The sequence below is a fragment of the Mycolicibacterium hodleri genome, from assembly GCF_025822245.1.
Classification (GTDB): Bacteria; Actinomycetota; Actinomycetes; order Mycobacteriales; family Mycobacteriaceae; genus Mycobacterium; species Mycobacterium hodleri.
This window is the reverse complement of the sequence record NZ_JACKTL010000035.1, coordinates 21488-34903: the sequence shown is the minus strand read 5'-3', so window position 1 is coordinate 34903 and position 13416 is coordinate 21488. Positions and strand designations below refer to the sequence as shown.

Annotated in this window: 14 protein-coding genes; 7 read left to right on the top strand and 7 right to left on the bottom strand. The window is 66.5% G+C overall.

The features are described from left to right. Positions 1-122: 122 nt before the first annotated feature. Complete coding sequence (locus H7J06_RS15525; RefSeq protein WP_264039851.1) at positions 123-1025, bottom strand: IclR family transcriptional regulator; 903 nt, start codon at positions 1023-1025, stop codon at positions 123-125. Between the two features lie 131 nt (positions 1026-1156). Between H7J06_RS15525 and H7J06_RS15520 the strand changes: the two genes are divergently transcribed. Genes H7J06_RS15520 through H7J06_RS15510 form a run of 3 tightly spaced genes read left to right on the top strand, consistent with a single transcriptional unit; the run spans position 1157 to position 4206 of the window. Further along, entirely contained in the window at positions 1157-2284 is a 1128-nt protein-coding gene (locus tag H7J06_RS15520; RefSeq protein ID WP_264039850.1) for a hypothetical protein, read from the top strand. Between the two features lie 3 nt (positions 2285-2287). Next, on the top strand, positions 2288-3070 hold the full coding sequence (locus H7J06_RS15515; RefSeq protein ID WP_264039849.1) for an SDR family oxidoreductase: 783 nt from the start codon (positions 2288-2290) through the stop codon (positions 3068-3070). After that, positions 3067-4206 (top strand): sulfotransferase family protein, encoded by a 1140-nt coding sequence (locus tag H7J06_RS15510; RefSeq protein ID WP_264039848.1) that lies wholly within the window; start codon positions 3067-3069, stop codon positions 4204-4206. The genes H7J06_RS15515 and H7J06_RS15510 overlap by 4 nt, the downstream gene beginning before the upstream one ends. On the opposite strand, the gene H7J06_RS15505 is transcribed toward H7J06_RS15510, so the two are convergent. Then, entirely contained in the window at positions 4207-4659 is a 453-nt protein-coding gene (locus tag H7J06_RS15505; protein ID WP_264039847.1) for a hypothetical protein, read from the bottom strand. It abuts the gene before it with no gap. Further along, positions 4656-5810 carry a 3-ketosteroid-9-alpha-monooxygenase, oxygenase component gene (locus H7J06_RS15500; protein ID WP_264039846.1) on the bottom strand — a complete coding sequence of 385 codons (1155 nt, stop codon included), beginning with the start codon at positions 5808-5810 and terminating at the stop codon, positions 4656-4658. Before H7J06_RS15500 ends, H7J06_RS15505 begins: the two co-directional genes overlap by 4 nt. A gap of 99 nt (positions 5811-5909) precedes the next feature. Here H7J06_RS15500 and H7J06_RS15495 point away from each other — a divergent pair, with 99 nt between their 5' ends. Further along, on the top strand, positions 5910-6440 hold the full coding sequence (locus H7J06_RS15495; RefSeq protein WP_264039844.1) for a gamma carbonic anhydrase family protein: 531 nt from the start codon (positions 5910-5912) through the stop codon (positions 6438-6440). Positions 6441-6446: 6 nt separating this feature from the next. Here H7J06_RS15495 and H7J06_RS15490 read toward each other — a convergent pair whose 3' ends face one another. From H7J06_RS15490 to H7J06_RS15475, 4 genes are read right to left on the bottom strand one after another with little or no spacing between them, the layout of a single operon-like run. Further along, the gene (locus H7J06_RS15490; protein WP_264039843.1) at positions 6447-7109 is read right to left on the bottom strand and encodes a hypothetical protein; all 663 of its coding nucleotides are present in this window, start codon (positions 7107-7109) and stop codon (positions 6447-6449) included. A gap of 18 nt (positions 7110-7127) precedes the next feature. Beyond that, positions 7128-8297 carry a thiolase family protein gene (locus H7J06_RS15485; protein WP_264039842.1) on the bottom strand — a complete coding sequence of 390 codons (1170 nt, stop codon included), beginning with the start codon at positions 8295-8297 and terminating at the stop codon, positions 7128-7130. Further along, positions 8297-9355 (bottom strand): thiolase family protein, encoded by a 1059-nt coding sequence (locus H7J06_RS15480; RefSeq protein ID WP_264039841.1) that lies wholly within the window; start codon positions 9353-9355, stop codon positions 8297-8299. Before H7J06_RS15480 ends, H7J06_RS15485 begins: the two co-directional genes overlap by 1 nt. A 13-nt stretch (positions 9356-9368) precedes the next feature. Then, positions 9369-10358 (bottom strand): Zn-ribbon domain-containing OB-fold protein, encoded by a 990-nt coding sequence (locus H7J06_RS15475; RefSeq protein ID WP_264039840.1) that lies wholly within the window; start codon positions 10356-10358, stop codon positions 9369-9371. A 57-nt stretch (positions 10359-10415) separates the two neighbouring features. Here H7J06_RS15475 and H7J06_RS15470 point away from each other — a divergent pair, with 57 nt between their 5' ends. From H7J06_RS15470 to H7J06_RS15460, 3 genes are read left to right on the top strand one after another with little or no spacing between them, the layout of a single operon-like run. Next, positions 10416-11447 carry an LLM class F420-dependent oxidoreductase gene (locus H7J06_RS15470; RefSeq protein ID WP_264039839.1) on the top strand — a complete coding sequence of 344 codons (1032 nt, stop codon included), beginning with the start codon at positions 10416-10418 and terminating at the stop codon, positions 11445-11447. A 43-nt stretch (positions 11448-11490) separates the two neighbouring features. Further along, positions 11491-12207 (top strand): acetoacetate decarboxylase family protein, encoded by a 717-nt coding sequence (locus H7J06_RS15465; protein ID WP_264039837.1) that lies wholly within the window; start codon positions 11491-11493, stop codon positions 12205-12207. Then, positions 12204-13412 carry a cytochrome P450 gene (locus H7J06_RS15460; RefSeq protein WP_264039836.1) on the top strand — a complete coding sequence of 403 codons (1209 nt, stop codon included), beginning with the start codon at positions 12204-12206 and terminating at the stop codon, positions 13410-13412. Before H7J06_RS15465 ends, H7J06_RS15460 begins: the two co-directional genes overlap by 4 nt. The last annotated feature ends 4 nt before the right edge of the window (positions 13413-13416 follow it).

The window sequence follows — 13416 nt, the reverse complement described above, 5'->3', positions numbered from 1 at the left end:
CCCGAAGTGTCGGTAGCGGTGACCAATGACTCGAACATACATTCGAATCTACCCGTGAACTACGACTCGCAACAGGCGTCACGCGCAGCCTGTGGATAACTTCAAAGGCGCCGTACCGCAAGCTAAACCGACGTGCGCCCGCCGAGCTGCGTGGTGAGTGCGCCGGCACTGACCAGGAGGCTCCGCGCCCGCTTGGCGATCTCGGCGTCGGTGAGCGCGCGACCGATCTGCAACGACATCACCATCGCCTGCCTGCGGTGGTGGTCGAAGACGGGTGCGGAGATGACGCTGATCTCGTGACGCTTCTTGGACCTCGCCGTGCCGGCGGCCTCGCTGGCGAGGTAGACCCGTTCGCCGACGTCGGAGATCATCTCGCCGAGGAGCGCGCGCAGCTCCTGCGGCAACGTGCTCGACATGCCGGCCATCAGGGCGTAAAGCCGGCGTCCACTCGGGGTCAGCCGCTCGACGAGGTACCCGTCGCGGCGGCATTCGGCGACGACGCGCTCAAGGCGTTCGGAGTCGGTGCGCAGGGGAATGGTCGGCTCCTTGGCCAGCCAGCTACGGAGCGCCTCGTCGTCCCACAGCACGAACATCAGGCCCACCGGTGGGGCAAACGGATAACTCTGGCCGACCATCACCGAGCCCCCGACGTCTGCGTTCTGCGGTCCGACCAGCTCCAGCAGGGTGATGCGGTCGTCGATCACCGCGGACAGGGCCGCCGTCGTGGAGTAGGTCGCGGCGAGGCGCGCCAGTTCCTCGCGAGCGGTGGGGCTGACGCGCATCGACTCCTGCGCGGTATGTCCGAGCGAAATGAGCCGCGGTCCAAGTCGATAGGTCTTGTCCTGCGTGTCGCGAATCAGGTAGTCCGACTCGGCGAGGGTGGTCAGGATGCCCAGGCACGTCGGCTTGCTCAGTTCGACGCGGCGGGCCAGCTCGGACAGCCCGAACCGGTCGTGCGGATGCCGCGCCAGGAAGTCCAGGATCGAGACGACCCGCTCGGTCGGCGGTGAGGCTCTCTCTGTCATGCCACTCCCGCCCTCCCGGCACGTTGACTCGAATTAGAACGCGTTCTAGTGTCAGGTCGGTAAATGTACCAGCGCGGTTCAATATTGGACCAGGTTGGACACGGTTGGATCACCGGGAGGCCGCAGTCCGCATGTACTCACAGCCATTGGCCGATGCGATCGCCGAGGCCGAGAAACTCGTCGCCGCCGCACCATTCATCGAATCCGAGGCCGACCTGCTCGAGGGCTTGCAGTATCTCGCAGGCTGCATCTCGGGATGCACCCATGTCGCGTTCGACTACGACCGTGACCACCCCTTCCTGCACAGCGGTACCGGTCCCTTCACCAAGATGGGCCTCGACAACCCCGACACCATGTACTTCGGCACCCGGGTGCAGCCAGGCCACGAGTACGTCGTCACGGGTCGCCGCGGCACCACCACCGACGTCAGTTTTCAACTGCTCGGCGGCGAGTACACCGACGACAACGTGCCCGACAGCGAGACCGCGTTCGACGACCGCAAGCTCGACATCGCCGAGGACGGCACGTTCGAATGGCGCTTCACCCCAGCCACGCCGGCGCAGTTGGTGATTCGCGAGGTGTACAACGACTGGTCCGCGCAGCGCGGCACCTTCGCGATCGCCCGCACCGACACCGAGGGCACGGCGCCGCCGGCGTTGACCAAGGAACTCATCGAAAAGCGTTACGCCGTCGCGGGCAAGCAGCTGGTGCAACGCGTCAAGACCTGGCTGCAGTTTCCGCAGTGGTTCTACACCGACGCCCCGGCCAACACGATGGTGTCGCCACGATTGACCCCCGGCGGTCTGGCCACGCAGTACTCTTCGGCCGGCCAGTTCGACCTGGCCGAGGACCAAGCGCTGATCATCACGTTGCCCGTCACCGATGCGCCCTACCTCGGCTTCCAGCTGGGCAGCCTCTGGTACATCTCGCTGGACTACATCAACCACCAGACCTCGCTGAATGGCACTCAGGCGCAGGCTGATCCGGACGGGAAGATCCGCATCGTGGTCGCCGACCGCAACCCCGGCGTAACCAACTGGGTCGAGACGCTGGGCCATCGCAAGGGGTACCTGCAGTTCCGTTGGCAGCGGGTGTCCCGTGAGCTGACCGAGGCGGACGGCCCGACCGTCGAACTGGTCGCCGTCGACGACGTCGCCGGCGCCCTGCCGTACTACGAGTCCAACAAGATCTCCGACGACGACTGGCGGGCACGAATTGCTCTTCGGCAAAAGCTAATTGGCGAAAGAATGGTGGGATAGCAGATGGCCGGACTTCTGGATGGCAAGGTCGTCGTGATCAGCGGCGTCGGCCCCGCATTGGGAACGACCCTCGCCAGGCGATGCGCGGAGCAGGGCGCCGATCTGGTTCTGGCCGCCCGCACCGTGGAGCGGCTGGAGGACGTCGCCAAGCAGGTCACCGACCTGGGTCGGAGAGCCCTGTCGGTGGGTACCGACATCACCGACGAGGCTCAGGTGCACAACCTCGTCGAGGAGTCGCTCAAGGCCTACGGCAAGGTCGACGTGTTGGTCAACAACGCCTTTCGCGTGCCCTCGATGCGGCCGCTGGCCGACACCACCTTCGAGCACATGCGCGATGCGATCGAGCTGACGGTCTTCGGCGCACTACGCATGATTCAGGGCTTCACCCCGGCGTTGACCGAGGCGAAGGGGTCGATCGTCAACGTGAATTCGATGGTGGTGCGTCACTCGCAGGCCAAGTACGGGGCGTACAAGATGGCGAAGTCGGCGTTGCTGGCGATGTCGCAGTCCCTGGCCACCGAGCTCGGCGAAGACGGTATCCGCGTCAATTCGATTCTGCCTGGCTACATCTGGGGCGGCACCTTGCAGGGCTACTTCGAACATCAGGCGGGCAAGTACGGCACCACCGTCGACGACATCTACAAGGCCGCCGCGGTCAACAGTGACCTCAAGCGACTGCCCACCGAGGACGAGGTCGCCTCGGCGATCCTGTTCATGGCCAGCGATCTGTCCAGCGGCATCACCGGGCAGGCCCTCGACGTCAACTGCGGAGAGTACAAGGCATGAGGACCAACGTAGGCACCGTCGACGACCTGCATGCGTCGGCGGTGAAGGCTTGCGGGCTCGACGACTTCGGCGTGGACGACGACAACTACCGCGAGGCTCTCGGGGTGCTGCTCGACTCGTTCGCCCGCGACGCCGAGCTCACCGAGTTCGGCAGCAAGATGCAACGGTTCTTCGTCCGCAACGCCCTGGTCGCCCGGCTGGTCTCGGTGGCGGCATTCAAGCAGTACCCGCAGCACGTGGACGTGCCGATCGAACGGCCGATCTTCGTGACCGGCCTGCCGCGCACCGGGACCACCGCCATCCACCGACTGCTCACCGCCGATCCCGCACACCAGGGCCTCGAGCTGTGGCTGGCGGAGTTCCCGCAGCCGCGGCCGCCGCGCGACACGTGGTCGCAGAACCCGGTCTTCCAGCGGATCGACGCGCAGTTCAGCAAGGCTCACGAGGAGAACCCGGACTACACCGGCCTGCACTACATGACCGCCGACGAGGTGGAGGAGTGCTGGCAACTGCTGCGCCAGTCATTGCATTCGGTGTCCTACGAGACGCTGGCGCACGTGCCGACCTACTCGCGGTGGCTCTCGCAGCAGGACTGGACCAAACCCTATGAGCGGCACCGCAAGAACCTGCAGCTGATCGGCCTCGAGGAGGCCGAGAAGCGCTGGGTACTCAAGAACCCCAGCCACCTGTTTGCGCTCGACGCGTTGTTCGCCACGTATCCCGACGCCCTCGTGGTGCAGTGCCACCGCCCCGCCGAGACGATCATGGCGTCGATGTGTTCGCTGGCGCAACACACCACCGAAGGGTGGTCGAACGTCTTCACCGGTGACGTCATCGGGCAGGACTCGCTGGAGACCTGGTCGCGCGGTCTCGAGTTGTTCAACGCCGAGCGGGCGAAGCACGACCCGGCGCAGTTCTTCGACCTGGACTACTTCGAGTTCATCAAGGATCCGATCCCGGTGGTCGAGAAGATCTACCAGCAGTTCGGCATCGAATACACCGACGCCGCAAGGGAATCCATGACGACGATGCACGCCGAGAGCCAGCAGGGGCCGCGGGCGCCCAAGCACACCTACTCCCTCGCCGACTACGGCCTGACCGACGAGCAGGTCAAGGAGCGCTTCAAGGGGTTGTGACTAGCCGTCACCGGGTGACGGTGCACTCGACTCCTCCTCGAGGCAGCCCTCGGCGACGGCGTGCCGGATGCTGTCGGACAGTCGGGGACAGGACTTGCTCCTACTGCTGTCACCGCCGTTGGCCCGGACCTCGGCGAACGTCGCGCAGCGCTGGGTGGCGTCCGAACTCCATTGCACCGCAGTGTGTCCCGCGCCGAGCTTCTTGACCGCGACGGTGACGTGGCAGAACCGGCAGTCGACGGGCGTCAGTCCCGCGGTCAGATAGCGCTCGCGATCCCGCGCGGACGCCTCCCTGACTGCCGCCGCCCGCTCGGGGTCCGAAGCGAAGTCCGGTGCCTTGGACCACGTTCCGGTGGCCTCGCGCGTCGCGGCGGGATGTTCGTCGTCGTCGTCGTGACCGAGGAGGGCCAGCATGGAGCGCGCCAGCCGGTCGGCATCTGGCGCGTCACTCATGTTGCCGGCTGTTCCTCGGCGCGCTTGCGGAGGTTTTCCTCCACCTCGACATGCCACTTCTCGTTGGCCGCGGTGGTGTCGACCTCGATCTCGAAGCGGTCGGTCATGTCCGGGGTCACGTCGGCGACGTCGACGTAGAACTGCTGGTACCAACGGCGCATCTGGTAGACCGCACCGTCCTCCTCGACCAGGAGTGGATTGTCGATCCGGGTCTTGTGCTTCCAGATCTCGACGTCCTGCAGGAAGCCCTTGCTGACGCCTTCGGTGAACGCCTTCGACAGTTTCTCGGTCATCTTCTCGTCCATGCCCTTGGGCTTTTCGACGATGACGCCCCACTGCAGCACGAACGAATCCTGCGACACCGGGTAGTGGCAGTTGATCAGGATCGACTCGGCCTTGAACCCGCCGTAGTTGTTGTGGAGCCAGTTGATCATGAACGACGGCCCGAAGTAGGACGCCTCCGAGTCGAGGTGCGCCTCGCCGTAGGCGGTGCCCAAGTCGTTGACGTCGGGCCTGCCGACGTTGTGCAGGTACTGCGACGCGACGTGGCCCTCGAAGACGTTCTTGAAGTACGTCGGCAAGCCGAAGTGGATGTAGAAGAAGTGCGCCATGTCGGTGACGTTGTCGATGATCTCGCGGCAGTTGGAGCCCTCGATGAGCATCGAATTCCACCGCCAGTCGGTCCAGTCGTCGCTGCCGTACTCGGGCAACTCCGGGATGCGCAGTTCCGGCGGCGGCGGGTTGCCCTCGTGGTCGTGCCACACGTACAGCAGGCCGTTGCGGACGTCGGTCTCCCACGCGCGGGTGCGCGCCAGCCGCGGGGTGCGCTTGGCGTAGGGCACCAGCTTGCACTTGCCGTCGCCGCCCCAGCGCCAGTCGTGGAACGGGCAGGCGACTTCGTCACCCTTGACGGTGCCCTGCGACAGGTCGCCACCCATGTGCCGGCAGTAGCCGTCGAGGATCTTGAGGTCACCGTGGGAGTCGGCGAAGACGACCAGTTTGGTACCGAAGATCTCCACCGAATGCGGGGTGCCGTCGTCGAAGTTCGCCACCGGCCCGAGGCAGTGCCAGCCCCTCGCGTAGCGGTCCGGAAGTGCTCCGGTGTCGATCTCGCGAATGTTCGCAGACACCGCGGTTGTCTCGGTACTCACGGATGGCCTCCCGTTCGATTACTCTCTAACTAGAACACGTTACAGTTTTTCTCGCACTGCGCGCAATGCGAGACCCTCTAGCTGCGGTATATCTAGACGATGCCGCTGTATGCCTTCGAAGGCCGGTCACCCGTCGTCGCGCCGGGGGCCTTCGTCGCTCCGACCGCCACGTTGGTCGGAGACGTGCACGTGGCGGCGGGTGCGTCGGTCTGGTTCAACGCCGTGCTGAGGGCCGACTTCGCGCCCATCATCGTTCGCGAGGGCGCGAACGTTCAGGACTGCAGTGTGCTGCATGCCCCGCCTGGGATACCGGTAGACATCGGACCTGGGGCCACGATCGCCCACGGCTGCGTCATCCACGGCGTGCACGTCGGCCAGGAGGCGGTGATCGCCAACCACGCCACGGTGCTCGACGGGGCCGTGATCGGCCGACGCAGCCTCGTCGCCGCGCACTCCCTGGTCACGGGCGGCACGAAGATTCCCGACGAGGTGTTCGTCACCGGGGCCCCCGCGAAGGTCCGCGGCCCTATTGCCGGCACGGGCGCGGAGATGTGGGTCGACGCCAATCCCGCCGCGTATCAAGAACTCGCGCGCCGCTACCTGACGGGCCTCGAACCTATCGGGGACTGAGCGCCCCTATTGGGCGGCCTCGAGGCCCACCCGCAACGCGATCTGCTGCATCTTTGCCACGTTGGCGACGAATTGATCCGTGGTGTTGTCGCCGACCGCGCTTTGGAACTCCAGTCGGACCAGCGCCTTGTCCTGGGCGAAGAAGACCAGGGTGACCGCCTTGTTCTCGTCTGGAGCGGTGCCGGACACCTTCACTCCGTCGGTGCCGACGGGAAACGGCTGCGGTTTCCCGCCCGTCACCAGGGTCGGCAGGGTGCCGGCCGCCTGCTTCAGGGTGGCGGTGGCCGTTGCGGCGTCCGCGTAGACCGTGAACGTGTCGATGATCGCCCGGCTGTCCTGGTCGTTGACGAAGAACGCGCTGGCACCCGGACTGCCGTTGGGGTTCGACTCCCGCGAGCGTTCGACGAAGGTGTCCTCGGCGTCGGTGAGGTCGGAGGCCGAGAGCAGCAGGTCGCGGTAGTCGACGGCGGCCGGCGCCTTCGTGGTCGTCGACGTGGACGGCGCGTAGGGCACGGTCGGCAGCGTCGGCACGCTGCTGCCGCTGCTCTGCGCCGTGGTGCCGCTGGTGCCGTCGGAGGGCGTGCAGCCGCTGATTGCGACGACGAGCACGCTCGACACGGCGGCCACGAGGAATCTGGTCATCGAGGTGTGGGGGTTGGAGGTCGACATTCCGCTCCAACGTACGCGTCACCGCTTGTCGGCCGACACCACCCACATCGAGTAGTACTGCGACCCGCCGCCGTACGCGTGCCCCATCGCCTTGCGGGCGCCCTCGACCTGATGGTCGCCCGCCTTGCCCATCACCTGGATCGCCGACTCGGCGAACCGGATCATGCCCGACGCCCCGATGGGGTTGCTCGAGAGCACGCCGCCGGACGGGTTGAAGGGGATGCGGCCGCCGATCGCGGTCTCGCCCGCCTCGGTGAGCTTCCAGCCCTCGCCCTCGGCCGCGAATCCCAGGTTCTCCAACCACATCGGCTCGAACCACGAGAACGGGACGTAGACCTCCGCGACGTCGATCTCGTCGATGGGTGAGGTGATGCCCGCGTCGCGCCACAGGGCCGCGGACGCGTCCCGGCCGGCCTGCGGGTTGACCTGGTCGCGTCCGGAGTAGGCCAGCGGCTCGGTGCGCAGCGCGGTCGCGTGGATCCACGCCACGGGGTGGCCGTCGGCGACGCGACGATCCGAGATCTCCTCGTTGCCGATCACCAGCGCGCAGGCGCCGTCCGACGACGGGCAGGTCTCGTCGAAGCGGATCGGGTCCCACAGCATCTGGGAGGCCATCACCTTCTCGAGCGTGATGTCGGGCTGATGCAGGTGGGCGAGCGGATTCTTGGCGCCGTTGAGCCGGTCCTTCACCGCGACCATCGCGCCGATGTGGTTCGGGGCGCCCGAGCGGCGGATGTAGGACCGAATGTGAGGTGCGAAGTAGCCACCCGCACCCGCACCGACCGGCTTGGTGAACGGCACCGGAATGCTCAACGCCCACATGGCGTTCGACTCCGACTGCTTTTCCCAGGCCATCGTCAGCACCCGCTTGTACTTGCCCGACTGCACCAGGCTGGCCGCGACGATGGCCGTCGACCCGCCGACCGAGCCGGCGGTGTGCACCCGGATCAGCGGCTTGCCCGTCGCACCGACGGCGTCGGCCATGAACAGTTCGGGCATCATGACGCCCTCGAAGAAGTCGGGTGCCTTGCCGACCACGACGGCGTCGATGTCGTCGAAGGTGGAGCCGGAGTCCTCCAGTGCCCGGTCGATGGCCTCGCGGACCAGCCCGTTCATCGAGACGTCCTTGCGCTTGGCGACGTACTTCGTCTGCCCGGTGCCGAGCACCGCGGCCAGGTTGCCTGCCACTAGCTCTTCCCTTCCATGACCGCCACCAGATTCTGTTGCAACGCAGCACCGCTCGTCGCATGTGCCAGCACCCGCCGGGCGCTGCCGTCGAAGATGTGGCGGGCTGCGAAGCCGATGCGCTCCAAGCCGGTCGAGAACATCGGGTTGGCGGCGAGCGCCCCGCCCGACGGATTGACCTTGGTCGAGCCGTTCAGACCGATCGCCTCGGTGAGGATCAGCTGCTGATGGCTGAACGGGGCGTAGAGCTCGGCGACGTCGATCGAGCCCAGGTCGCCACCGGTGGCCGCCGCCGCGGACGCCGCGGTCGACGGTGAGGTGGTGAGGTCGCGCGCACCCAGGACCGGCGTCTCGATGCGGTGTTCGAAACCCGTTATCCAGGCCGGGTTCTCGCGAAGCTCGCGGGCCTTGTCGCCGGATGCCAGCACGATCGCCGAGGCTCCGTCGCTGATGGGGGCAACGTCATGGCGGCGCAACGGATCTGCGAAGTACGGCCGTTCCAACAACTCCTCGACGCTCTGGGCCGTCGCGACCGAATCGGTGCGCGGAGCAGCGGTCATGGCGTCCAGGGCGACCTGTGCCATCTGCTCGGCGGTCCACTTGCCGGAGTCCAGTCCGAGCCGGGCTTGCAAGCCGGCGGTGGAGACGGCGTCCGGCCACAGTGGTGCCACGGTATACGGGTCGGTCTGCAACGCCAGGACCCTGCGCAGCACGCCCGCCGAGGACTTGCCGAAGCCGTAGACGAGGGCGGTCTCAACCGACCCGGTCAAGATCTTGATGTACGCCTCGTACAGCGCCCAGGCGGCGTCCATCTCGACGTGCGACTCGTTGATCGGCGGAACGGCACCGATCGAGTCGATCGCTGAGAGGAACGAAAATGCCCGTCCGGCAAGGTAATCCGACGAGCCCGAGCACCAGAACCCGATGTCGGTCTGCTTGATGCCCAGGTCGGCGTACAACTCGGCGAAGCATGGCATGAGCATTTCGACGCCGTTGGTGGTGCCTTCGGTGCGGCGCACATGCGGGGCATGCGCGAATCCGACCACTGCTACTTCAGTCATGCGTGCGCCCGCCTTACTGGTGGTGCTTGTAGGTGTCGTAATCGGCGTCGGGCTCACCCGTCGGCCGGAAGTAGTCGATGTTGTCGATGCCAAGTCCCCACTCCTCGCGGGGTTTCCACACCGCCTCCACCCGCATGCCCATCCGGACGTCGGCCGCGTCGATCTCGGTGACGAGGTGCAGGAAGGGGATGTCCGCACCGTCGAGCAGCACGTAGGCCGCGACGTAGGGCGGCTTGATGCGCTGTCCGGCGAAGGGGATGTTGATGATGGCGAACGTCGTCACCGTGCCCTTGTCGGGGAGTTCGACGTATTCCGTGAGTTGTTGGCCCGTAGCCGGATCTGCCTCGCGCGCAGGGAAGTACACCTTGCCGCCGGGTGTGCTCGCACCGACCAGCTTGCCCTCCTCGAGCGCGCGCAGGAACGTGCTCTCGGGATGGGATGCGGTGTGCTGAATCTCCATCGACGTCGGCACGACGATCATCGTGACCGGATCGCGGTCGTCGGCAACCTCCGGTACGTCCTCCTCGGCGTCGCCCAGTTCGAAGTACGCGATGTCGGTGATCGCGCCGACGGGCTCGTCGGCCCAGTGCACGTGCACGCGCGCGCCCGTCTCGATGGCGTCCGAGGAACCGGCGTCGACGGCGTGGATCAGCGAGGTGTCAGCGCCGTCCAGCTTCACCAGCGCCCACGCGAACGGGCGGTCCAGCGGCTGCCCCTGCAACGGCTCCGGTTGCCAGGTCCACGACACCACCGTTCCGACGCTGGCCACCGGTACGATCTCGGTCAGCCGCTCGTAGGTGACGGGGTCGAACTCGGCAGGCGGCACCAGCACTCGACCGTCCGAACCGCGCACGCCGACGACGTGTCGTCCGCGCAGCTCGGTGAAGAACCGACCGAGGACGGTACCTACTGAACGGGTGTAGTCGAATGACAGTTTCAGCGGAGCCGAAAGAGGCGGCTCGTGCTCATCGATACTGGCCGGGCTACTTTGGCTGGCGGTCACGCATCGAGTAGAACAGGTTCTAACAATCGTCGCAAGAATGTCCCGAAAGGTGGCCTCGTGAAACTCGGACTCCAGCTCGGATACTGGGGCGCGCAGCCGCCGACCAACCACGCCGAACTCGTCGCCACGGCCGAGGAATCGGGATTCGACACCGTGTTCACCGCCGAGGCGTGGGGCTCGGACGCCTACACTCCGCTGGCGTGGTGGGGTCGCGAGACGACCCGCATGCGGTTGGGCACGTCGGTCATCCAGCTGTCGGCCCGCACGCCCACCGCGTGTGCGATGGCGGCGCTCACCCTCGACCACCTCTCGGGCGGGCGGCACATCCTCGGGCTCGGCGTTTCCGGCCCGCAGGTGGTGGAGGGCTGGTACGGCGCGAAGTTTCCCAAGCCGCTGGCGCGCACCCGCGAGTACGTGGACATCCTGCGTCAGGTGTGGGCGCGCGAGGCGCCGGTGCACAGCGACGGTCCGCACTACCCGCTGCCGCTGACCGGTGAGGGCACCACCGGCCTGGGCAAGAACCTCAAGCCGATCACTCATCCGCTGCGCGCGGACATCCCGGTCATGCTCGGCGCCGAAGGTCCCAAGAACGTCGCGCTGGCCGCCGAGATCTGCGACGGGTGGCTGCCGATCTTCTACTCGCCGCGGATCGGCGCCATGTACAACGAATGGCTCGACGAGGGCTTCGCCCGCCCGGGGGCCCGGCGCACGCGCGAGACCTTCGAGATCTGTGCGACGGCGCAGGTCGTGGTGACCGACGACCGGCCCGAGGTCATGGAGCTGATGAAGCCCCACCTGGCGCTCTACATGGGCGGAATGGGCGCCGAGGACACCAACTTCCACGCCGACGTGTACCGCCGGATGGGCTACGCCGAGGTGGTCGACGACGTCACGAAGCTGTTCCGTGCCGACCGCAAGGACGAGGCCGCGAAGGTCATCCCCGACGAACTCGTCGACGATTCGGCGATCGTCGGCAACCTCGACTACGTGCGGGAGCAGATCAAGGCGTGGGAGGCGTCGGGCGTCACCATGATGGTGGTGGGTGCGCGGTCGTCCGAGCAGATCAAGGATCTCGCCGCGCTGTTGTAGACACTTCTTGCACGTTGTCTAGAACACGTTCTAGATTTGGCGTGTGACCGAGCACACCATCGCAGGATCAGTCGTGACCATGCCCGTGCGGATCCGCGCCGCGACGCAGCACATGGCGATGTTCTCGGTGAACGCCGACGCCGCCCAGCGGATGATCGACTACAGCGGACTGCAGGTCTGCCGGTACCGGCCGCAGCGGGCCGTCGTCGTCCTCATGCTCATGAAGTACGTCGACGGCGATCTCGGGGAGTACCTCGAATACGGCACCAACGTGATGGTGAATTCACCGGGGTCTCGTGCGACCGGGCTGAGGGCGCTGCAGTCCGCAGGTGCCTTCATCCATCACCTGCCGGTCGACGGTGCGTTTACGTGCGAGGCGGGCCGACGGATCTGGGGATATCCGAAGGTGTTGGCGGACTTCACGATTCGAGATGGACGCCACTTCGGCTTCGACGTCACCGTCGACGGTCGGTTCGCGGTCGGCATGGACTTCGCGCCGGGGCTGCCCGTGCCGTCGGCCCTGACGTCGAAGACCCAGGTGCATCCGACGTACTCGCACCTGGACGGCGTGACCCGGGAGACCGCGGGCGAGATGCGGCTGTCGGGGGTCCGGTATCGACCGGGTGGGGTGCGGGTCCGTCTCGGCGAACATCCCTATGGCGAGGAGCTCGCGTCGCTAGGGTTTCCCAAGCGCGCGATGATCTCGAGTTCCGCCGCCAACGTCGAGATGACGTTCGCCGAAGCCAAGGAGATTCGATGACCTCCGTTCTGAGCACCCGCCCGGACGTCGACTTCACCGACGGCACCTTCTACGCCGACGGCGGCGCGCGGGAGGCATACCGCTGGATGCGGGCCAACCAACCGGTGTTCCGCGACCGCAACGGGTTGGCCGCCGCCGCCAGCTACCAGTCCGTGCTCGACGCCGAGCGCAATCCCGAACTGTTCTCCAACACCGGGGGCATCCGGCCCGAAACGCCGGGCATGCCCTACATGATCGACATGGACGATCCCGCACACGTGTTGCGGCGCAAGCTCGTCAACTCCGGTTTCACGCGTAAGCGCGTGATGGACAAGGTGCCGTCGATCGCGACGCTGTGCGACACCCTGATCGACTCGGTGTGCGAGCGAGGCGAGTGCGACTTCGTCCGCGACATCGCCGCGCCGCTGCCCATGGCCGTCATCGGCGACATGCTGGGCGTGCTGCCGGACGAGCGCGGCATGCTGCTGGAGTGGTCCGACGACCTGGTCACGGGCCTCAGCTCGCACATCGACGAAACCTCGGCCCAGGCCATGATGGAGGCGTTCGCGGGCTACACCGCGTTCACGATGGACATCATCGGCAAGCGCCGCGCGGAGCCGACCGAGGACCTGTTCTCGATCCTGGTCAACGCCGAGGTCGAGGGTCAGCGGATGGCCGACGACGAGATCGTCATGGAGACGCTCCTGATCCTCATCGGTGGCGACGAGACCACCCGCCACACCCTCTCGGGTGGCACGGAACAGCTTCTGCGGCATCGCGATCAGTGGGAGGCGCTGGTGGCGAACGGCGATCTGCTGCCCGGGGCGATCGAGGAGATGCTGCGCTGGACCTCCCCGGTGAAGAACATGTGCCGCACGCTCACCGCGGACACCACCTTTCACGGCACGGATCTGCGCAAGGACGAGAAGATCATGCTGATGTTCGAGGCGGCCAACTTCGACGAGGCGGTGTTCGGCGACCCGGAGAGCTTCCGCATCGATCGCAAACCCAACTCGCACATGGCGTTCGGCTTCGGAGCGCACTTCTGCCTCGGCAACCAGCTGGCCCGCCTCGAGCTGTCGATGATGACCAAGCGCGTGCTCGAGCGACTGCCCGATCTGCGCTTGGCCGACGACGGGGTCCTGCCGCTGCGGCCGGCCAACTTCGTCAGCGGGCCCGAGGCGATGCCGGTGGTGTTCACGCCGACCGCGCGCGTACTCGACTAGCGGC

Bases quoted from the DNA above. Each gene is read 5' to 3' on its own strand.
- H7J06_RS15490 (WP_264039843.1), bottom strand. From the start codon at position 7,109: ATGTCGACCTCCAACCCCCACACCTCGATGACCAGATTCCTCGTGGCC.
- H7J06_RS15510 (WP_264039848.1), top strand. From the start codon at position 3,067: ATGAGGACCAACGTAGGCACCGTCGACGACCTGCATGCGTCGGCGGTG.
- H7J06_RS15505 (WP_264039847.1), bottom strand. From the start codon at position 4,659: ATGAGTGACGCGCCAGATGCCGACCGGCTGGCGCGCTCCATGCTGGCC.
- H7J06_RS15520 (WP_264039850.1), top strand. From the start codon at position 1,157: ATGTACTCACAGCCATTGGCCGATGCGATCGCCGAGGCCGAGAAACTC.
- H7J06_RS15460 (WP_264039836.1), top strand. From the start codon at position 12,204: ATGACCTCCGTTCTGAGCACCCGCCCGGACGTCGACTTCACCGACGGC.
- H7J06_RS15495 (WP_264039844.1), top strand. From the start codon at position 5,910: ATGCCGCTGTATGCCTTCGAAGGCCGGTCACCCGTCGTCGCGCCGGGG.
- H7J06_RS15515 (WP_264039849.1), top strand. From the start codon at position 2,288: ATGGCCGGACTTCTGGATGGCAAGGTCGTCGTGATCAGCGGCGTCGGC.
- H7J06_RS15525 (WP_264039851.1), bottom strand. From the start codon at position 1,025: ATGACAGAGAGAGCCTCACCGCCGACCGAGCGGGTCGTCTCGATCCTG.
- H7J06_RS15480 (WP_264039841.1), bottom strand. From the start codon at position 9,355: ATGACTGAAGTAGCAGTGGTCGGATTCGCGCATGCCCCGCATGTGCGC.